Below are 21,201 nucleotides of genomic sequence, written 5' to 3' on the forward strand. Positions count from 1 at the left end.
ATGCTGTTCAGAACGCAGCCTTGCTGCTGTCGAAGTTTTTGCGTCGCTCCTCCGCCCGCGAGAGCGCGCTGGCGATCCTCTCATCGGTGAAGGGCTTGGAGATCACATCGAGCGCGCCTTCGATACCGTGGCCGACATTCTCGGGACTGCCGGTCACGAAGATCACGTCAACCCCATGGCGGTCGATCAGCCGCCGCGCGAGCTGGGAGCCGCTCAGCCCATCGGAGAGACTGAGATCGACGAGCGCGACATCGCTTCTTTTTGCGTGGGCGAGAGCCTGCTCCACCGTCGATACCGGCCCGATAGTCTGGTGTCCTGCCTCTTGCGCAATGCGTTCGAGCTCCAGAGCGATAAAATTCTCATCTTCGACGATCATTACCTTCATGAATAAGCCTCCTCCTAGACGGGATGTCGGTCGCACTGCCGGTAGCGGGTAAAACGCAACCGACCCCGGAATGTTTCCACCTTGAGAAGAATATGTTGGCAACCGGCAAAGTATTAATTTGACTTCGGGATGTCAGGTGCTCCATGGCCCTTCGGCCATGCGGACAGCCACTTTTCATACTCTTCGACGGACAAGGCCATCGTCCCCAAAGCGAAGGACCGCCTTTCGAAATCACCCGCGTGGAATGGTTGAGGTTCAAGGGCCATCCTGACCAGCGACATTACTCCGCCCGCGCAAACAACTCCCGGTCCCGGGCGCGGATGGGGTCGGTCCAGTCGCGTTCGAACCAGGGCGTGCCGCCGGGCTGAGGCGGGTGTTTGAGCTCCAGCGGACGGGCCGGGCCGTTGCTCGCTTCGGAGGCGACGCGGAAGATATAGTGGTCGTACATCCTGAGCGCCTCGATCATGTAGCTGGTCGCAACCGTTCGGTCGCGCACGACGACGAGGTTCTCGCCGTTCTCATCATCGGCGGGTTCGGAGAAATTGTAGGAGCCGAGATAGACCCGCGCCGTCGGCTTGTCGAAGTCGAGCACGACGAACTTGTGATGCATCCGCGTGCCGCGCTGTTTGCCGTCGATGCCTGACAGGCCCGAGGGTTCGGTCACGAAGGGCGGCGGCACGTTGCCCGTCAACGCCGCCGACCGTACCACCCGCCGACGGTTGTCAGGAGTGAGCACGGTCAGGCCCAGATTGCCGGCCCGCACCTCGGCATCGGCAATGCCCATCACATGCATATCGGGGCGCTCCAGGGCGCGCCCCAATGCCGGGCCGATCGCCCCCTTGGTCATCTGGCCGAGAAAGGCGAGCGAGAAGAACACGCTGGACCGCGCGGTATCGATATCTGCGCCGATCTCGTCCAGCCGGCCATTGGCGTCGCTGTGCGGAGAGAAAGCGACCTTGGCGTCGACGCCGTCAAGGCCGAGATCGATCCAGCCGGCAGAACTTGGCGAGGCGCGGAAATGGTCGGCGCGCTTGGCGGTAAAATAGCTCTCGAAGGCGGTGAAATAATCCTCGATCGCCTTGTCGCTGTGGACGGCCAGGCTGTTGTTCGACTGTACATAGAGCCCGCGCCAGCTGAGATTGGTCGAACCGTAAAGCACGGTCGAGATGCCGCCGCCGCTGACCGCGATCGATTCCTGATGCTGCAGGTTGGCCATATGCTGGCGCTTGACGTTGGCAGCACCCGCCGAGGCGATCAGCCGCTCCGCCGCCCTTGTCTCCGGCGAATTCGGGCGACCATGGCCCTTGGTGCTGGCGCTGTCGTCGATGATGATCTTGAGCTTCGGCCCCAGCGCTTCCAGCCGGGTGACCACCTCGGGCAGGTTGAGGTCATAGGCGATGGCGCGCACTTCGGCGCCGGCAGCGTGCGCCCTGTCGAGCAGATCGAGCGTTTCGGCCCGCGCCTCGAAGTCCATCCAGGCGAGCGCCCGCTCGGCATCGGCATGGGTCGGCACGAAGTCCAGTCCCTGGTCGCCATCCGGTGGCACCAGCGTGATGATGGGTCCGCCGGCGGCAAAATTGCGCACGAAGGCCTGCGACGAGACGAAGCCACGGGTGAAGGCGACGTTGAGCTTGCCGGGAATGGTCTCTCGCATCAGCGCCAGTTCCGCCTCCTGCGCCTCGCCCGATGTCAGCGCGCCCGCGGCATCCATGAACTTTGGCGTGACGCGGTAGGTGAACTTGCCGGGCAGATCGGCATTGAAGGGAAAATGCACCCATCGGAACTTCTGGATCGGCGCTTCCGTGGTGCGGATGCCATCTTCGGGAACCAGTTGGCCGGGAAAGCCGATGCGGTTATGCACCGTCTTGAAGAAATCAGTATCCGGCTCACGATACTGGATGGCGAAACCAACGAAATCGGCAGGCGGCCGGCCATTCTTCCAGTCCATGCCGATCAGCACCATGCCGTCGCCGCGATGGATGGTCAGCGCAAAAAGCGCAGCCGCATTCCCGCCGGTCACACGAAAATCCGTATCCATGCCCGCCTCCCCTGGAAATCGGGCGAAATCTAGCACGGTTCCGTGACAGTAAGGAGATATGTCGGTGAAATTTTGCGCGCAGAAGGTGCAGGGAAGAGGCGGTATGGCGCAAGCGCGTTCGGGGACGTTGCCCCTGTCGCACAGTCGTCAATCGTTGGCTCGATCGTCGACGACCGGCGCTGCCTTGAAAGGAAATCTGCGGTTCGCCAGACTTTCATGCGGACCGCCGTATCCTCCTGCCGCGAGGACGGAGGATCCGGCCGAACCGACCCTACGGTTTCTCGTTTGCGCTCTCGGCCCGGAACGCCGCCTCGCCGGCATCGGAGACCTCGACCCATTTCTTGTCGGGCTCGGCGTCCGGCACATAGCTGTCGTGCCAGTTCCACCACTTGTAGGTCGGGGTCTGCGGATAGCCCGCGGGCGATTCCTCCCAGACTTCCTGGCGGCCGAGCGGCGTGATGTCGAGGTAGTTCCAGGTGCCGCCCATCTGCTCGTCGCCGCGGTTGTTGATGAAATAGGTGCGGAAGATGCGCTCGCCGTCGCGGTAGAATACGTTGGTGCCGTGCCACTCGTCGACGCCGAAGTCCTTGTCGAAGCTGTCGGTGATCGTGACCCACGGCATCGTCCAGCCCATCCGCGCCTTCAGCCGTGCAATGTCGGCCTGCGGCGCACGCGAGGCAAAGACCAGCGTCGTGTCGCGGGCGTTGAGATGGGCGACATGGGCGACCTGATCGGCCACCATCGAGCAGCCGCGGCAGGCATGGTCGGGCCAGCCGAACACGCCAGGCTCGTAAAACGCGCGGTAGAGGATGAGCTGATGTCTGTTATCGAACAGGTCGAGCAGACTGACTTTGCCCTGAGGCCCCTCAAACGCATAGGCCTTCTCCACCGCCATCCACGGCATGCGTCGGCGCTCGGCGGCGAGTGCGTCGCGGGCGCGGGTCTCAGCCTTTTCCTTGACGAGCAACTGCGCGCGGGCCGCCTCCCAGGTCTGCGGCGACACGACCGGCGGTTTGCGCATGGCTTGTCCGCTTTTCCCATTCTCGGCTGAAGCAGTCATGGCTTTCAATCTCCTCATTGGGGCGATTTCCCAGGCTTGGAAGCCCGGTTCATCGCGCATTGGTCTGAGATAGTTTCGCATCGGAAATCGAACAGGGGGAGTAACAAGTGTGACCGTATTCCCTGGAACCCGCCGGTCGCAGCCTTGGTGCGCGAGTGGTCTTGGCCGGGAGCGCGTCCATTAGCGTAATCTTGTTTACGAATTGCACACGTGCTACAACACCACAAAACGGCGCATACGAACCCTGATCAAACCGAGATCGTGCCCGTGAATGTTTTTATCGCGACTGTTGCTGCGCTTGTCATTGGCGTCATCCCATCGTGGGCAGGTCCTTTGCACGAAGCGGCCAAGGATGGCGATATCGCCCGCGTCACACAGTTGCTGGACCACGGCTCCGATCTGTCGGAGCTCGATGAGGCGGGCGAGCCGGCGCTGATTATCGCGTCATTGGCCGGCCATGCCGATGTCGTCGTTCTTTTGCTGGATCGCGGCGCCGACATCGAAGTTCGCAACAAGGGTGGGCTGACGGCACTGCATGCAGCAGCCTATGGAGGAAATCTGGAGGTGGTGAAACGGCTTGTCGCCGAGGGAGCTGATGTCAACGACAGGAAGAATTTCTATCAGATGTCGCCGCTGCACGGCGCCGCCGAAGAGGGCCGCACCGACGTGGTCGCTTTTCTGCTGACGAAGAGCGCGGATGTCGAAGCGACGGAAAGAAACGGGTACACGCCTCTCACTCAAGCCGGGTGGCGGGCGCATTGGGATACGGCCAAATTACTCATGGAAGCCGGTGCTGTTTGCCAGAAAGCCGAGCTTGTGGGCGAACCGCTCTACAAGGAATGCACCAAACGGCAATAGCATTTCGCTTGAGGTAACAGACCGCGTCCAGGAATGGAGCTTGTTATGTCTTATCATGCGCGAAAATCCGGAAAGCGAATGGGCGTGGCTGTTGGCGCTGCGGTCATGCTGCTTTCCTTGCTTCAGCCTGCGGGGGCCGAGGAACTCGTCAATACCGGCTATTTCGGCGATGTCGCGATCAAGGGTTACGACCCGGTCGCCTATTTCACTGAAAACCAGGCCGTCGAAGGATCCGAGACATATTCCCACCACTGGCTTGGCGCGACTTGGTATTTCGCCAGCGCTAGAAATCGCGACCTCTTCAAGGGCGATCCGTCCAAATATGCGCCGCAATATGGCGGCTATTGCGCCGACGGCGTGTCTTTCGGGACAGTGACCACCAATATCGATCCGAAAGCCTGGCGGATCATCGATGGCAAACTGTACCTGAGCTATGACCCCGGCGCGGCCGAAGGCATGGAGAAAAATCCGACCAAGGTGACCGACTCGAAGAAGCATTGGTCCGAAGTTCAGCAGACGCTGATTTCGGAGAAGATGCACACCGTCTGGCAGCAGCCGGATACGAAATGAAGCCGCAACGCCCGACCCGTCAGGGTGTGGGTGAAAAGAACGTCAAGGCGCGCGGCGTGACATGGACGTATGGCCTGTCGCGCTGTTCACCTGACGTGTTGCGGTAAACATATCCGCACACCATCCGGTCGAGAAAATAGCCGTCGAATTTTTCGCAGAGACTGTCGCCTCGCACCTCGGCGATACCGGTGATGTTGGTATTGGCACTGCGATAGGCAGTGTTTCCAGCCTTGTCGAAAAACTGGGTGAAATCCGTGCCGTTCTTGTGCTTGCCGGTCCAGCTCTTGCCGTCGACGAGATTGCGCAGGTCTGCCTCGCCGAGCCTGTCGGCTTGATTGCCTGTAAAACCGAAGGGCCATTCGGGAATGCCGGCCTTGCGCAATGCGGCCAGATGGCGCTGCAGATCGCCGTCCCGCCAGTAGTCATAGAGATAGCCGTAATAGGTGAGATTGCTTTCCGGGAAGAGCTCCAGCAGCTTTGCCGTCTCCGCTGCAGCCTTGGTTTCATTGCCCTGGTCGGCATAGGCCGCCGCCAGGTATTCGCGTGCCGGCTCGACCTTCGGCAGGCTGTCGAGCGTCGGCTCTATCAGCGAGATCGCGCGCTGATCATCGCCCGCGGTATAAAACACGATCCCCGCCAGCAGTTGAAAGCTCGACGCCGGCGAAGGGTCGAGCCGCAAAGCCTTTTCCATCTCCGTGATCGCCTGCCCGCTGCTTCCGGTGTGGACCAGAATGAGAGCGAGATTGGCGGCGGCCTCCGCATCGTTCGGCTCCATCGCAACCGCCATGTTGGCGGAATTTTTGGCCTCCGTCTCGCGTCCATCCACCCATTGCAGCAGGGCAAGCACCGTGTGCGCCCTGGCATTGTTGGGATCCAGCTTGAGAGCTTGCCCGGCGGCGTCATAGGCGATCTTGCGGGCGACGGCGGCCGACCAGAGGTAATTATAGTCGTTGCGCCAGACATCGACGGCGACGCGGGCGATTCCCGCATGGGCATTGGCAAAGCCCGGATCGAGATCGATCGCCTTTTGGTAGAAGGACAGCGTCCGGCGATAGGTATCGACATCCCTCAAGATGAAGCCTTCCTGCTCGGCCCGCATGTAATAATCGTAGGCTTCGAGATTTTCGGTCGGGATCCGGGCCAGTTGGTCGCGCTCGCGCGCGCTGAGCTTGACCGACAGGGCCGAGATGATCTTGCCGATCACATCGTCCTGAACGGCAAAGAGGTCGGCATATTGGCGATCGTAGCGCTCGGCCCAAAGCGACAGGCCGGTGACTGCGTCGATCAGCTTGACATTGATCCGCAGCCGCGGCCCGGCGCGCTGCAAGGTTCCTTCGAGCACATATTTCACGCCGAGTTCGGCGGCCACGTCCTGGATCTTGCCGACGGAGCCCTGGATGGCGAAGACCGAGTGGCGGGCGATGACGAAGAGGCCTGATACTTTGGACAATTCGGTGATCAGATCGTCCGTCAAACCCTCTGCGAGATGGTCGTGCTCGCTGTCGCCGCTGACATTGATGAATGGCAGAACCGCGACAGAGGGCCTGTCCGGCAACGGATAGGCGAAACGTTCGGCAGGCCCCGGCGGTTCTGCCGGCATCCACGGCTGCCACCAGAGTCCTGCGCCCGCAAGAGCAAGGACAACGGCCGCTGCGATGCCTGCAACGAGGCGGCGTCTCGGCAGGCGCCTCCGGCTTGTGAGGGTTTTACCGGCAGAAGTGGGGTCAAGCAGGACGCGATAGACCCGGACCGGTTCGGTGATGCTCTTCAACCGCTGTTCGCCAAGCGAAGCAAAACCGACCGGGACTTTCGATTTCACCTGGTCGTATGTCGTGCCCGATATGGCGATGCCGCCCGGTTCGGCCAGCGCCTGTATTCGATCGGCGACATTGACGCCGTCGCCCTGGATGTCTTCGCCCTCGACGATGATATCGCCGAGATTGATGCCGATCCGGAACTCGAGCCGATGCTCCGGCAGTGCCGCGGCACTCTGCGTCGCTTTCAGTTGCTGAACCTCCACCGCGCAGCGCAAGGCATCGACGACACTCTGAAATTCGACCAGCAGACCATCGCCCATGGTTTTGACCAGCCGGCCATGGTGACGCGCAATCGCCGGCTCGAAGACATCGTTCTGGTCCGCCTGAAAACGCGCACGGGTGCCCTCTTCGTCGATCTGGCTCAATCGACTGTAACCGGCGACATCAGCGATCAGGATTGCTGCAAGACGGCGCTCCATCCCCGGTCTTTCCTGGAGAGCGAATGTATTACTAAAAATATTCTACAGTATGTCCTGCCGCGATGCTATCGTCGGCGCTCGCGATATTCAACTTAGCGATGCTGTCGATCACACAGATAAAGCAGACGTCTGCCGCCTGCCACGGCGGTGTGATCGATACTGGCGAATTCATCCGCCTTTTCCCGATCCCGGTCGGTTTCGGGCCCGAGCGGGCACAGAATTACTGCACGCCGAGGCTGTTCAATTCACCCTTCGCGCCGTCATATTCCATGTATGTCGTGGGGCAGGAGGACAAGGCGGCCTCGAAACGTCGGCGCGCCTCCTGGGTGTTGCCGCCCAACAGATACCATTCGCCATTGTAAAATGTGGCCTCGCAACGCTGGTTGCTATCGGCCGCCTTCGCCATCAGTTCATCTGGTTTCAAATCGCCGAGAAAGAGACTGAAAACGGGATAGGGCCATGTTCCCTGGTCGGTTTTACTGGCCGCGATCTTGAGATCGGCGATTGCCTTTGTATCATTGCCCCGGCTTTGAGCCATAAAGCGCCAGAGATGATAATAGGGAGCCGTCGGGGGATTCTCGGTTGTCCTAATGGCGAACCCTGTCGCGGCTTGCTCGTACTTTCCTGCGAAATAGTTCGCCATGGGGTCATTGACGATGAATTGACGTGTATTGCTGATCGGCCAAAGCGATGCCGCCGCTATAATAACGAACAGAGTGCTGAAGGCTGTCGCCGCCGCGCCGAAACGAGGCGTCGGGCGTTCTCTCGGCCAGAAAGCCAACAGCAGCGACGATAGCGCGGCCCCGATCAAGGCGCCGCCGAAATGTCCGGCATAATCGATGTTCTCACCGCCTCTTGCTGCCGAAAGGAATGGCAGCAGGGAGGGAATGAGAATTTGAGCTGCCCCGATCCGCAGGGTATCTGCAATCGGCCCTGAGCGGAAACGGAAGCTGGCAGCGATCACGGCTGCAAAAAGACCGACAATCCCGCCGGAGGCGCCGACCCCGATCGTGTTCGGCGCATTGATCCACACCGATGCGACAGACCCGCCAAGCGCGCTTGCGAAAAAAATCGCTGCAAACCAGCGCCAGCCGATCAGCCGTTCAAAGAGCCCTCCTGCGAACCATAAGGAAACGCAATTGAACGCGAGATGGAGGATACCTCCATGCATGAAGGGTGCGGTAAACAGCCGCCACCATTGACCATGCTCGACAATGCTTTGACGAAACGTCCCACCGAGGACGAAGAGAGTCCAATTGGTGGGAGTGCCGGCGACGGGCGGCTCGAGACCGAAGGTTAGTTCGCCGGCATAGACCGCAATCAGAGTGGCGAGAAGAATGTAGGTGAATATAGGATGCCCGCCGCTGTTGAGAGCGGGTTCCAACGCTTCGTCTTCATCATCCGGGGCGGTCGAGCCATCTTCCTGCATGGTTTGGCGTTCGGCTTCGTAAGCTTCGGACAGCAATTCGACGAACTCATCGAATATCCTGTCCGAATTGCCCCGCAAGAGCTTCAGAGCAACGCCGACCTTGGCGCGTGAACCAACAAACCATTCCGGCAGCCGGCTCGTCAGCCCCCGTCTGACCAAGGTCCTGGCGGCAGTGGGATCAAGGTGAAGAATGATGTTATCCGCATATTTGGTCTGGACTCTGCCAATGCTTTGAATGGCAGACCACGGCAGTATCTGGCCGGGGAAATTCGGCAAACGGATTCCGGCCGTCGACATGACGAGTCCCGGCTCCACGGAGAATAGCTTGGGCAGCAGCAGCAATGCTAGGATGCCAAAAAACGCTGCACCCGGCACCACGAAGAACCAAGCCACACGAGGGTCCTTATCCCCAGGTGGATGGAAGCCTAGCCAAATGATTCCTGCCGTGATGGCAACTATAACCAGGAAGATCAGGAGCAATTTACGTTTGTTGTAGGCATATTCCGATCTGCGCAATTCTTCAGACGTCATCCAAACTTCTCGCTAAAAAAGTATCGACTGCACCTTGTAGACAAGGCGATGACACTGGATCGAATTTATCTACCGGGAATAGCATTTTGCAAGATGGGTTTCGACATCCTCAACAAAATGAACGCATCATAATTCGATATGAAATACTTCAGGTCATCGTCACCCCAGACCATCAGCAGAGTCGCAAAAAGCAGGCGAGTATCGGAAGCTTATTTCTTGGTTATCAGGCGATGGATTGCGCGACATGACGACAGCCTCATCGAGTGAGCCAACCAGGCACGGCAGCGCCAGGATTTGTCGCGGCTGCTGGGACCAGATGCATGTGCCGATCCCGATCGGCGGTCCGCTTGCCCTGCCCTTCCGCGCCCTCGGCATCACGCGCAGCAAGATGAACCCGGATATCTGCACGATCTGCGAACGCTCCTTCCAGTACGTCAAGAAGCAGCGCCAGATCACCGTTGACGCCACCATCCTCTTTGCCGATATCAGGGGCTTCACGGATCTTTCGGAGCGCATCGAGGCGGTGCAGCTGAGCGAGATCGTCAGCCTGTTTCAGGATCGTTGCGCGCAAGCGATCTGGGCGCATGACGGCATCGTCAACAAGCAGATGGGCGACGGCCTGATGGCGATCTTCAATTTTCCGATCGTCAGAAAGGATCACGCCGGCGCCGCGATCCTGGCCGCGCAGGAGATCCAGCGAAACTGCGCCGCCGCGCTAAGCGGTCTGGTGCTCGAGGCATTACCCGGCCGCACCCTCGGCGTCGGCGTCGGCATCCATTCCGGTGAGGTCCAGATCGGCGAATTCTCAAGCTTTCGCAGCGATTTCACCGCCATCGGCGGCGTTGTCAATCAGGCCGCAAGGCTCGAATCCCAGGCCGCCGCCGGCGAGATCCTGATCTCCTCCGAAACAGCCGCGAAGGCCGCCGACCTTGCGGCAGGCGCCGAAACCCGCATGCTTGTGCTCAAGGGGATCGAGCAGCCGGTGCAGGCACGAGTGCTGGCCAAGCGCTGAGCTGCCAACCTCTTCCCAGCGTCTATCTGTCCTCAACGTGGCAGCCGCTGTTTCTCACGCTGTGGTTGCCGAACTCGTCAAATTGCAAGCCAATTAATCTTCCGGAAACGAACATGGCTTATCTCTATGCCATTGCTCCGCCCTGCAGGCTGCGCACCGCAGGATGAAGAAGGCTGGAGGTGCCGCCCCCCAACGCCGCCGTCGCGCCGCCGCTCAACAAAGCCTTGAACGACGACGCGGCCGGAACCTTCGCCCTGCGTCAGGTCTTCATGCCGGTCAGCTCAGGAAACGGGTAGTAGCGCAGCCGCTTGTCGCGGCAGCGATCGTCATTCACCGTCGCCCCTAATATTTTGCCATCCGTGAAGGAGACACCGAGGTAGGCCCAGTCTCCCCAGCCGCGCTTGGCCACCAAACGCACGCAGTAAGCATAGATCTTTTTCTCAGGTTCAAGCACCACCACGCTGGAAATGCGGGCCCATACGACTTCTCCTGCTTCGTGCCTGTAGCTTCTCTTGAACACGATGTTGATGAAATTCTGCCGGACGTCACTCGAGGGAGGACGCTGGGAATCCGCAACGGATTGCGACACCGGCGCATTGCAGCCGGCGAGAGCCAGCAGCGCGACGCAAACAAGGACTTTCATTTTCATTCAGCTGAATCCCTAAAAGAATCGGAGCGCAAATAAACGCTGCGTATTCCTACAAACACAGCGAGAATAATATTTGCAATACTTCATAGGAATATTGTTGCGACTGCAGGATGCCGGCCGCGTGACGTGGATATATCAGTGTCGGCACACCTACACTGAAGGGTTCACAACAGAGCTTCCGGCCCCGTCTTCATCTTCATCATCATTGATCGTAACGCCGGCTTCCAACGCGGCCAGGATGAAAGCCTGCCGCACCGTCTCGGCCGGCATCCGCCCGGCAAGCCAGGCGCGGCAAAAATCGATCGCCCTTTGCTGGTGGACGCCGCCATTGACCGGCCAGTCGGAGACGAGTGCATAAAGCGCATCCTGCGGTGAGCGCAGAACCAGCCGCTCGCCGGTATCAAGGTCGATCGAGATGGGGGTTTCCCAGAAGGCAGAATGGTCGCTAATGGCAGTTGCACCTAGAAGTGAAGTGACTGGGAAACTAACTGCGGGAGACCGATCTCGGTTCCAGTATTGGGCCGAATGATCGCCGCCGGACATCACGGGCGCCGGTAATCCATTCCAGGCTAAAGCAATGGCTGCCAGCAGCCACGCTGCGGCGCGTGCTTCGAGGCTTCGCCCTGGGGGCTGCGCACCTCAGCATGAGGGGCGTTGGAGCATGCCGTAGCCGATAGCCGGCGCTGGAGGATGCCGCGCCAACGCTCAAGAGAGCCTCACCCTGAGGCGCCCCGCAAGGGGCCTCGAAGGGCGGGGCGGGTGCGTCGGCTCGCAGCGCCATAAGTTTGTAAACTATTCCATCTTCCGAACACACAGTTCGTTTCCCTTTGGTACTCTTTCCCTCTTCCCTCCGCGCTGACTCTCCATATTCCCGCCATGGCCAGATCTCCGAAGAAATCCCCCGCCCAGAATGGCTTCGAGGAGGCCCCTCAATCGTCTTTTGAGGGCGCGCCGCTTTCCGGCTCGGTTTGCCGGCTTCGTAAGCGACCGTAACCAAATCGTCCTCAGCCTGTGTCAAGTCAGTCCGACCGGTGGTCCTGAGCTTCGCCACCTTTGCGACTGCGGCAGTGGCGCTAGTGGAGGTCCGCTCTTGACCACGAGCGACGACGGACGCCCGGCGGTCGTCGGAATTCACCTGGGCAATGGCGAACAAGGGAAACGCGCTTTCAGTGGAGATATCATCCGTCAGAGCGCGGCAGTCAAAGCTGCGGTCTTCCCACAATTGATATCCGGAGTTTGCACGATAGCCGGCACGCCTACCGCCCCGTTAGTTTCCGCGCTTGACCTCCGCGCACGGCCTCTACCTAAAAGCCCGACTGCTATGCAAAGGAGGCTCCGGTGTCGGTACCCATTGAGGACTACGCGCTCATCGGCGATTGCGAAACCGCCGCACTCGTCTCGAAGAACGGCTCGATCGACTGGCTCTGTTTTCCGCGCTTCGATTCCCCCGCCTGTTTTGCCGCCCTGCTCGGCGCCGAGGATAACGGCTTCTGGTCGCTGTCACCGTCAGGTGAAAATGTCCGCGTCACGCGCCGCTACCGCAACGACACGCTCATTCTCGAAACCGAGTTTCAGACCGAGACCGGCACCGCCGTTCTCATCGACTTCATGCCGCTTCGCGATGGCACGAGCGATCTGATGCGCATCGTCGAGGGCAAGAGCGGCACTGTCGCCTTCGATATGGAGCTCAACCTTCGCTTCGATTACGGCCGAACCGTTCCCTGGGTCACGCATGGCGAGGATGGCGGCATCACCGCCATTGCCGGCCCGGACAGGCTAACCATGAATTGCGCCGTCCCGCTCGAAGGCCGCGGCCTGAGCACGGTCGGCTCCTTCCAGGTTGCCGCTGGCGAGAGCCAGATCTTCACCCTGACCTGGTCCCCCTCGCATATGCCGCAGCCGGCTCAGCGGCAGGTGGAATATGCGCTGCCGGACACGGAGGAATTCTGGCAATCCTTTGCCGCGAAATGCCCGAAAGTGGGCCGGTGGACGGAACAGGTCAAACGCTCGCTCATCACGCTCAAGGCACTGACCTACATGCCGACGGGCGGCATAGTCGCCGCGGCGACAACCTCCCTGCCGGAAAAGATCGGCGGGCCGCGCAACTGGGACTACCGCTATTGCTGGCTGCGCGACGCGACGCTGACCCTGCTCGCCCTGATGAAACTCGGCTATTACGAGGAAGCCAGTGCCTGGCGCAGCTGGCTGCTGCGCGCGGTCGCCGGCGCCCCGGCGCAGATGCAGATCATGTATGGCGTCGCCGGCGAGCGCAATCTGCTGGAATGGCAGGTTCCCTGGCTGAGTGGCTACGAGGGCTCGACACCCGTACGCATCGGCAATGCCGCTGCCGAACAGGTGCAGCTCGATGTCTATGGCGAGGTGGCCGACGCCCTGCTGCAGGCCCGCAAGGGCGGGCTTCCGCCGCATCACCGCGGACGCGAACTGGCGGCGGCCATTCTGCCCTTTCTCGAAAAAATCTGGATGGAGCCCGATGAAGGCATCTGGGAGGTGCGCGGCCAGCGCCAGCATTTCACCTATTCGAAGGTCATGGCCTGGGTGGCCTTCGACCGCGCCGTCCAGATTGCCGAGGCGGACGGCGAGCCCGAGGCCGCCGTACGTTGGCGCACGCTCGCAGATCACATCCATGCCGAGGTTTGCGAGAAGGCTTTCGATCCCGAACTCGGCTGTTTCGTGCAGGCCTACGGCTCCAAGGCGCTTGATGCCAGCCTGCTGCATCTCGGCATGGTCGGCTTCATCCCGCCTGATGATCCGCGCTATGTCGCGACAGTCGAGGCGATCGAGCGCAGGCTGCTGCGCGATGGCCTGCTGCTGCGCTACGAGACGCAGGAGGTGGACGACGGCCTGCCGCCAGGCGAAGGCGCGTTCCTCGCCTGCAGCTTCTGGCTCGTCGACGCCCTCGGCATGATCGGCCGCCGCGACGATGCGCTGCGCCTGTTCGAGCGGCTGCTTTCTATCTGCAACGATGTCGGGCTTCTGGCGGAAGAATATGATCCCGCCGCCCGCCGCATGCTCGGCAACTTCCCGCAGGCCTTCAGCCATGTCGGGTTGATCAACAGTGCGTTGAACCTCGCGCGGCTGGAGGGGCCGGCGGACCAGCGTTCGGCGTGATGAGTGTGGTAAGAACCGCTGAAGAAAGACCCCTCCCCAACCCCTCCCACAGGTGGGAGGGGCTAATCCGGCGGCACCGCCTTGCCTCTTCCGAAACGTTGAGGATTTGGAAAGCCGGCGCGGCAGGTTAAGCCCCTCCCACTTGTGGGGGTCCGAAGGACGGGTCGAGACCCGTGGCTCGACCCCGGCATCCTACAGGAGGGGTTTGGGGCGGGGTCTCTTAGTATCACGCGACCGGGAGACTATTCAAAAATCCGAACGATTCATTCGTTTCCCTTTTGTACTCTTTCCCTCTTCACTTTCGCGCTGACTCTCTCCATATTCGCGCCATGGCCAAATCTCCGAACAAATCCCCCGCCCCGAATGGCTTCGAGGAAGCCCCTCAATCGTCTTTTGAGGGAGCCCCCCTCTCAGGCTCGGTTGCCGATTGGGTGAAGCAGCTGGAGGCCGATGCCGAAACCTCGGGCGTCGAGACCCAGCGCCAGATCGCCTCCAAGGCCGGCAAACATCGCAAGAAGGTGGAAATCGCCGCCAGGACGAAAACCAGCGACGGCGGCGTCAGCGCGTCGAAATCGGCGCGCGGCACCTCCATGGGCGGCTCGACCGACCCGAAGACGCGCGCGGCCGCCGGCCTCAATCCCGTCTCCGGCATGGATACGACGCTGGAGGAGGCCTCGTCGCTGCAGGCCGGCACTGCCGTCACCGCCACGGTCGAGGCGCTGTCGGCGCTGATCGAGAGCGGCAATCCGCTGCACAAGAACGGCAAGATCTGGACGCCGCACCGCCCTGCCCGGCCCGACAAGTCAGAAGGCGGCATCGCCATTCGCATGCAGTCGGATTACGAGCCGGCCGGCGACCAGCCCACAGCCATCCGCGACCTCGTCGAGGGACTGGAGAATGGCGACCGCAGCCAGGTGCTGCTCGGCGTCACCGGCTCCGGCAAGACCTTCACCATGGCCAAGGTGATCGAGGCAACGCAGCGCCCGGCCGTCATCCTGGCGCCGAACAAGACGCTGGCCGCCCAGCTCTATTCCGAATTCAAGAACTTCTTCCCCGACAATGCGGTGGAATATTTCGTTTCCTACTACGATTATTACCAGCCGGAAGCCTATGTGCCGCGCTCCGACACCTATATCGAGAAAGAATCCTCGATCAACGAGCAGATCGACCGCATGCGCCACTCGGCGACGCGCTCGCTGCTCGAACGCGACGACTGCATCATCGTCGCCTCGGTCTCCTGCATCTACGGTATCGGCTCGGTCGAAACCTATACGGCGATGACCTTCCAGATGTCGGTCGGCGACCGGCTCGACCAGCGCCAGCTGCTGGCCGACCTCGTCGCCCAGCAATACAAGCGCCGCGACATGGATTTCACCCGCGGTTCCTTCCGCGTGCGCGGCGATACGATCGAGCTTTTCCCCGCCCACCTTGAGGATGCCGCCTGGCGCATCTCGATGTTCGGCGACGAAATCGACGCCATCACTGAGTTCGACCCGCTCACCGGCCAGAAGGTCGGCGACCTGAAATCGGTGAAGATCTACGCCAATTCGCACTATGTCACCCCGCGCCCGACGCTGAACGGCGCCATCAAGTCGATCAAGGAAGAGCTGAGGTTACGCCTGGCCGAGCTGGAAAAGGCCGGCCGCCTGCTGGAGGCCCAGCGCCTGGAGCAGCGCACCCGCTACGATATCGAAATGCTCGAAGCCACAGGCTCCTGCCAGGGCATCGAGAACTATTCGCGTTATCTCACCGGCCGCGACCCCGGCGATCCGCCGCCGACGCTGTTCGAATATATCCCCGACAACGCCCTCGTCTTCATCGACGAAAGCCACGTCACCGTGCCGCAGATCGGCGGCATGTACCGGGGCGACTTCAGGCGCAAGGCGACGCTGGCCGAATACGGCTTCCGCCTGCCCTCCTGCATGGACAACCGGCCGCTGCGCTTCGAGGAATGGGACGCCATGCGCCCCGACACCATCGCCGTTTCGGCCACGCCGGGCGGCTGGGAGATGGAACAATCGGGCGGCGTCTTCGCCGAACAGGTGATCCGCCCGACCGGCCTGATCGACCCGCCGGTCGAGGTCCGCTCGGCCCGCAGCCAGGTCGACGACGTGCTCGGCGAAATCCGCGAGACCGCTGCCAAGGGCTATCGCACCCTCTGCACCGTGCTGACCAAGCGCATGGCCGAGGACCTGACCGAATATCTGCATGAGCAGGGCGTGCGTGTGCGCTACATGCACTCCGACATCGACACGCTGGAGCGGATCGAGATCCTCCGCGATCTCCGCCTCGGCGCCTTCGACGTGCTCGTCGGCATCAACCTTCTGCGCGAAGGCCTCGACATTCCCGAATGCGGCTTCGTCGCCATCCTCGACGCCGACAAGGAAGGCTTCCTGCGCTCCGAAACCTCGCTGATCCAGACGATCGGCCGCGCCGCGCGCAACGTCGACGGCAAGGTCATCCTCTATGCCGACCAGATCACCGGCTCGATGAAGCGGGCGATGGAGGAAACCAGCCGCCGCCGCGAAAAGCAGATGGTCTATAACCAGGAACACGGCATCACGCCGGAATCGGTCAAGGCCAGGATCAACGACATCCTCGACAGCGTCTACGAACGCGACCACGTCCGCGCCGATATCTCGGGCACCTCGGGCAAGGGTTTCGCCGATGGCGGCAACCTCGTCGGCAACAACCTGCAGACCCATCTCAACGCGCTCGAAAAGAGCATGCGCGACGCCGCCGCCGACCTAGACTTCGAAAAAGCCGCCCGCCTCCGCGACGAAATCAAACGCCTCAAAGCCGTGGAACTCGCCGCCATGGACGACCCGATGGCCCGCGAGGAAGCGAAGGCGATGGAAGGCGTCAGACGGAACGCCAAAGCGACCCGCGAGTCCCTTCTCCCAGCCGGCGAGAAGGTGCCCGGCAGGGCGGATGAGGGGCCCACCCCCTCCTACTTCGCCAAACCCTCGATCGACGACATGGGCCCAGGCACCGACACCACCACCCCCCTCTTCCGCAAACCCGCTCTGGATGAGATGGGCCGCGACATTGCCGAGCCCACAAAGAAGACCCTCTTCCGCAAGAACGACCTCGATGAAATGACGGTCGGCCGAACCGAAAAGCCGGTCACCGGCGCACTGCCGGAAAAGCCGGATGCCGCCAAAAGCACGAAGCGGTTTTCACCGCTGCTCGAAGGCCAGCCGGAGCGTGATGACGTGCGGCCGGTCGTGCGTGGGAAGACGGGCGTGGGGAGCTATGAGGACCCGGGCGAGCAGAAGCGCAAGGGGCGGACGAAGGGGAAGACTGGGCGGCCGGGGCGGTAACGACAAACCGGCCAACCAGGCGGCCTGGTTTAAGATGGTTTGTGTGTCGCTGGGTCAGCCGCGCCTTTCGTAATCGGCGCGGTTGACGAATCTCGGATGCTAACACCATGGGTGCGTGTCTAGGCAATCGCTTTGGAGACACCATGGGCGATTTTATGGATCAGCCTTTCTGGCTTGCAGCGTGTCCACAGACGGAATTCCCCATGCCAGAAATTTGCATCGACCCCTTCCCCTCCGCCGCCGAACTGAACGCGCTCTTTTCCGCCGCCTGGGGCAGCCCGCACAACCGCGATTTCACCCCCATCCTCTCCCGCAGCCTCGCCCATATCGGCGCCTATCAGGACGACCGGCTCGTCGGCTTCGTCAATGTCGCCTGGGATGGCGGCATCCATGCCTTCATCCTCGACACCTCGGTTCACCCTGACATGCGCCGGCAGGGGATCGCGACGCGGCTGGTCAGGGAAGCGACGCGGGTTGCGGGGGAGCGCGGCGCCGAGTGGCTGCATGTCGATTTCGAACCGCATCTGACCAGCTTCTACCGCGCCTGTGGATTCAGGCCGACGAAGGCAGGACTCATCAAGCTCGTGTAGTTCTTCCGCGCGGGAAGTCTGAACAAGTCGAAGCCAAACACCAACCTGCGATAGTGACGCGAATGGTCGCGCGGCGCAGCGCTACCGACAAACCCGCTGAAAACACAATTTTCGCGAGAGCATCCCGCCCGAAAATGAAAGATAATACTATTTACGAAACCAAACCATGACTTTGAGTTCTCAAATTAAAATTCGTTTCCCCAGTATTTCATCCTTAGTTTTTCATTAAAAAAGCAATGAAAAGACACAATTTTGCATTGAAAACTTAATCAGGGATTGGCATAGATCCCCGAGGGGTTGTCGTCCGCCGAGCAATAAAACAGTTTTTTCGGGGATGTCTCATATTGCCGAGTACAACGCATCTTTTGGGGAAAGATATATATGGCCTTGAATATTCTGGACACGAACGGCGCCACAGTTACCAAGACCGGCGCTGAGTTCGAAGCTTACGATGTTATCCGCGACTCTGAAACCAGCCCTTCCGCACCTGTCTCTCTCACTGTTTCCGATTCCTCGGCGGCAGATCTGGCCGACGAGTTGGGCTTGGTATCGGCGAACGTGACGGTATCGAGCGGCGGCAGCACGGTCACGACGGGCGCCGGCAACGACAACATCTCAGGCGGCGAAGGCGCGGACACGCTGAGCGGCGGCGGCGGCGACGATACGATCTACGGCAACGCCGGCAACGACAAACTGATCGGCGGTGACGGCAACGACAGGATCACTGATGGTGGTTTTGGCTTTGTGCTCGGACCTGATGGCAGCCTCCAGTCAGAAATCGTCGACATTGACGGCGGCGACGGCGACGATTTGATAACCATTGAGAGATTCGCTCCACTGATATCGGGAACGATCGATGGCGGTGCCGGGATCGATACGTTGCGTGCCTCGGCGCTCCGGGGCCTGACGATCAAGAACGTCGAAGTGCTTGAATGGCAGATTTTCGGGTTAGCGGTTCGAGTGCACAGTTCGAAAGCTTTGATAAGATCGCCAGATCGACCGATCCAGTCTTCAATTTTGACCCCTCACTGGTAGTGACGGATAGCGCCCACCTCGATCTTTCCGACGAACTGGGAGATCTCGGGACCCTTGTCCGCGGCTTCTCCGGCATTGACGTCAAAACCGGCGACGGCAATGATGAGTTTGCGGGCAGCGACGTCAACGACATTTTCGACGGCAGCGGCGGCAGCGACCTCATCAATGGCAACGACGGCAATGACAAATTGACCGGCGGCGACGGCAACGACACCATCAATGGCGGCGCCGGCATCGACACGGCGGCATTCGCCGGCAATTTTGCCGAATATTCCTTCGAGATCGACAATGGCAGCCGTGTCGTGACGAGCGCGCTGGAAGGCACGGATAGGCTGACAGACGTCGAATTCGCGCGCTTTGCCGATGGCGTTTACGACTTCGCGACGGAAACCTTCACGCTCAACAGCACCGAGCCGGGTACTCCGCTGAATATCCTGGACACAAACGGCGCCACAATTACCAAGACCGGCGCTGAGTTCGAAGCTTACGACGTCATCCGCGACTCCGAAATCAATCCTCTCGTCGCGGTCAATCTGGTCGTCTCGGATTCCGGGGCGGTGGACCTTGCCGACGAACTGGGCTCCGGCTCCGCAAATGTGACGGGCTCAAGTGGCGATAATGCGATCACGACAGGCGCAGGCAACGATAACATCAATGGCGGTGACGGCGCAGACACGCTGAACGGCGGCGCCGGAAACGATCTGATCCAGGGCGGAAATGGCAATGACACGCTGAATGGCGGTGACGGCAACGACCACATATCCGGCGACCTTGGAAACGACGTTATCAGAGGCGGCGCGGGTAACGATACGATCTCCGATGGTGAGCTTTTTGGCCTTGCCTCTGAAGTGGTTGATATCGATGCAGGCGACGGTAACGATGCCATAACTCTTGAGACATTCGCCCCAATGAATTCCGGAACGATCGATGGCGGCGCCGGGATCGATACGCTGCAGATAAGCTCGCTCCAGGGCCTGACGATCAAGAACGTCGAGATTCTTGAAACGGCCGGATGGTCGGTTGCCGGATCGAGCGCGCAGCTCGAAAGCTTCGACAAGATCGTTTGGTCGACCGATCCCTTCGGCGATTTTCGCGCCTCAGTGGCACTGACGGACAGCGCCCACCTCGATCTCTCCGACGAGCTGGGAGATCTCGGATCATTCATCGACGGCCACGCCTTCGGCATTGACGTCAAGACCGGCAGCGGCGACGACGAGTTCACAGGCACCGACGGCAACGATATTTTCGACGGCAACGGCGGCAACGATATCCTCAATGGCAATGCCGGCAATGACAAATTGACCGGTGGCGCCGGCGACGACACCATCAATGGCGGCGACGGCATCGATACGGCAATATTCTCCGGCAATTTCGCCAATTATTCCTTCGCATTGAATAATGGCGATCACATCCTGACGAGCGCCGGGGAAGGGACGGATACGCTGACAGACGTCGAATTGGCGCGCTTTGCCGACGGCGTCTACGATTTCGCCACGGAAACTTTTACGCCTAAGGGAAATGCCGCGCCGACCAATATCCAGCTTTCGAAGACCGCCCTCTCAGAGGACACGCCGATCTGGACCACGGTTGGCCTGCTCAGCGCCAAGGACGCCGATGGCGACGCCCTCACCTATACGCTGATTGACGGGGCGAATGATCACTTCCGGATAAAGGGCAACCGCATCGTTACCTCGAAGGAATTCGACTACGAGACCGACAAGTCGCACACGATCAAGGTGGCAGTTTCGGACGGCAAGGTCACCGTGGAGAAGGACATCACGATCAATGTCCTCGACGTCAACGAAGCCCCTGTCAATCAGGCGCCGACCAAGCTCGCCTTCTCGCGCAGCTCGGTCTCCGAGAATGTCGCGATCGGCACCTCGGTCGGCCTTCTCACAGCCGTCGATCCGGAAGGCGGCGCCGTGAAATGGCGTCTGACGGACGATGCCGACGGCATCTTCAAGCTGGTCGGCAACAAGATCCAGACAAAGGCGGCGATCGATTATGAAAGCACCCATAGCCTGACCTTCACCGCCGAAGCCTACGACGCGGCCGGAAACTTCACGGGCCACGATTTCACGCTCGCCGTGAAGGACGTCTTCGAGGCGTCGGTTTCGAGCTTGTCGCATGAGGCGTTGATCTAGCCACAACACTGTGGCGGGACGCAGAAATGGGTCCCGCGACAAGGGCAGGATGCGCCCGCGTGCTCCTTTAAACGAGCACGCGGGCGCTACCACCGCACCGAACGCACAGCCTAAGGTCGCAGTCTTTCCGAATAAGAGGGCTGCCCCCACGAACCTTCTCCACCCGGAACGGCAGAAAAGACACAATTCGTTCTTGCAGAATCCAACGCATC

The 21,201-nt window shown here is 60.7% G+C and carries 16 protein-coding genes; 8 read left to right on the forward strand and 8 right to left on the reverse strand.

The features are described from left to right. Positions 1–7 precede the first annotated feature (7 nt). The 3 genes from AC2444_RS12575 to AC2444_RS12585 form a co-directional block, all read right to left on the reverse strand. Complete coding sequence (locus tag AC2444_RS12575; RefSeq protein ID WP_012757943.1) at positions 8–385, reverse strand: response regulator; 378 nt, start codon at positions 383–385, stop codon at positions 8–10. Between the two features lie 280 nt (positions 386–665). Next, entirely contained in the window at positions 666–2,423 is a 1,758-nt protein-coding gene (locus tag AC2444_RS12580) for a phospholipase D-like domain-containing protein (RefSeq protein WP_128449159.1), read from the reverse strand. A 271-nt stretch (positions 2,424–2,694) separates the two neighbouring features. Next, positions 2,695–3,483 (reverse strand): DUF899 domain-containing protein, encoded by a 789-nt coding sequence (locus AC2444_RS12585; RefSeq protein WP_012757945.1) that lies wholly within the window; start codon positions 3,481–3,483, stop codon positions 2,695–2,697. 210 nt (positions 3,484–3,693) lie between these two features. Here AC2444_RS12585 and AC2444_RS12590 point away from each other — a divergent pair, with 210 nt between their 5' ends. Further along, positions 3,694–4,341, forward strand: a complete 648-nt coding sequence (locus AC2444_RS12590; protein ID WP_080518550.1) for an ankyrin repeat domain-containing protein — start codon at positions 3,694–3,696, stop codon at positions 4,339–4,341. 78 nt (positions 4,342–4,419) lie between these two features. Further along, a complete protein-coding gene (locus tag AC2444_RS12595; protein ID WP_041935540.1) occupies positions 4,420–4,911 on the forward strand; it encodes a YHS domain-containing (seleno)protein in 492 nt (163 codons plus the stop codon). A gap of 19 nt (positions 4,912–4,930) precedes the next feature. Here the strand turns inward: AC2444_RS12595 and AC2444_RS12600 are convergent, their stop codons facing one another. Genes AC2444_RS12600 through AC2444_RS12610 form a run of 3 tightly spaced genes read right to left on the reverse strand, consistent with a single transcriptional unit; the run spans position 4,931 to position 9,107 of the window. Beyond that, the gene (locus AC2444_RS12600) at positions 4,931–7,147 is read right to left on the reverse strand and encodes an adenylate/guanylate cyclase domain-containing protein (RefSeq protein WP_128449161.1); all 2,217 of its coding nucleotides are present in this window, start codon (positions 7,145–7,147) and stop codon (positions 4,931–4,933) included. A 31-nt stretch (positions 7,148–7,178) separates the two neighbouring features. After that, a complete protein-coding gene (locus AC2444_RS12605) occupies positions 7,179–7,319 on the reverse strand; it encodes a hypothetical protein (protein ID WP_017994448.1) in 141 nt (46 codons plus the stop codon). Positions 7,320–7,367: 48 nt separating this feature from the next. After that, on the reverse strand, positions 7,368–9,107 hold the full coding sequence (locus tag AC2444_RS12610) for a rhomboid family intramembrane serine protease (RefSeq protein WP_012757949.1): 1,740 nt from the start codon (positions 9,105–9,107) through the stop codon (positions 7,368–7,370). 244 nt (positions 9,108–9,351) lie between these two features. On the opposite strand from AC2444_RS12610, the gene AC2444_RS12615 reads away from it, so the two are divergent. Then, on the forward strand, positions 9,352–10,119 hold the full coding sequence (locus tag AC2444_RS12615; RefSeq protein WP_026157398.1) for an adenylate/guanylate cyclase domain-containing protein: 768 nt from the start codon (positions 9,352–9,354) through the stop codon (positions 10,117–10,119). Positions 10,120–10,378: 259 nt separating this feature from the next. Here AC2444_RS12615 and AC2444_RS12620 read toward each other — a convergent pair whose 3' ends face one another. Beyond that, positions 10,379–10,768 carry a hypothetical protein gene (locus tag AC2444_RS12620; protein ID WP_012757951.1) on the reverse strand — a complete coding sequence of 130 codons (390 nt, stop codon included), beginning with the start codon at positions 10,766–10,768 and terminating at the stop codon, positions 10,379–10,381. A 150-nt stretch (positions 10,769–10,918) separates the two neighbouring features. Further along, positions 10,919–11,311 carry a DUF982 domain-containing protein gene (locus AC2444_RS12625; protein ID WP_012757952.1) on the reverse strand — a complete coding sequence of 131 codons (393 nt, stop codon included), beginning with the start codon at positions 11,309–11,311 and terminating at the stop codon, positions 10,919–10,921. A gap of 795 nt (positions 11,312–12,106) precedes the next feature. Here AC2444_RS12625 and AC2444_RS12630 point away from each other — a divergent pair. The 5 genes from AC2444_RS12630 (at position 12,107) to AC2444_RS12650 (ending at position 20,989) form a co-directional block, all read left to right on the forward strand. Then, a complete protein-coding gene (locus AC2444_RS12630; protein ID WP_012757954.1) occupies positions 12,107–13,897 on the forward strand; it encodes a glycoside hydrolase family 15 protein in 1,791 nt (596 codons plus the stop codon). A 329-nt stretch (positions 13,898–14,226) separates the two neighbouring features. Further along, positions 14,227–17,220, forward strand: a complete 2,994-nt coding sequence (gene uvrB / locus AC2444_RS12635) for an excinuclease ABC subunit UvrB (protein ID WP_128449164.1) — start codon at positions 14,227–14,229, stop codon at positions 17,218–17,220. A gap of 203 nt (positions 17,221–17,423) precedes the next feature. Further along, on the forward strand, positions 17,424–17,810 hold the full coding sequence (locus tag AC2444_RS12640) for a GNAT family N-acetyltransferase (RefSeq protein WP_026157400.1): 387 nt from the start codon (positions 17,424–17,426) through the stop codon (positions 17,808–17,810). Between the two features lie 381 nt (positions 17,811–18,191). Then, positions 18,192–18,845, forward strand: coding sequence for a calcium-binding protein (locus AC2444_RS12645; protein ID WP_245461235.1), 654 nt, complete (start codon positions 18,192–18,194; stop codon positions 18,843–18,845). Then, positions 18,743–20,989, forward strand: coding sequence for a metal-binding protein (locus AC2444_RS12650; RefSeq protein ID WP_245461236.1), 2,247 nt, complete (start codon positions 18,743–18,745; stop codon positions 20,987–20,989). Before AC2444_RS12645 ends, AC2444_RS12650 begins: the two co-directional genes overlap by 103 nt. Positions 20,990–21,201 lie beyond the last annotated feature (212 nt).

The organism is Rhizobium sp. WSM1328 (assembly GCF_057653715.1).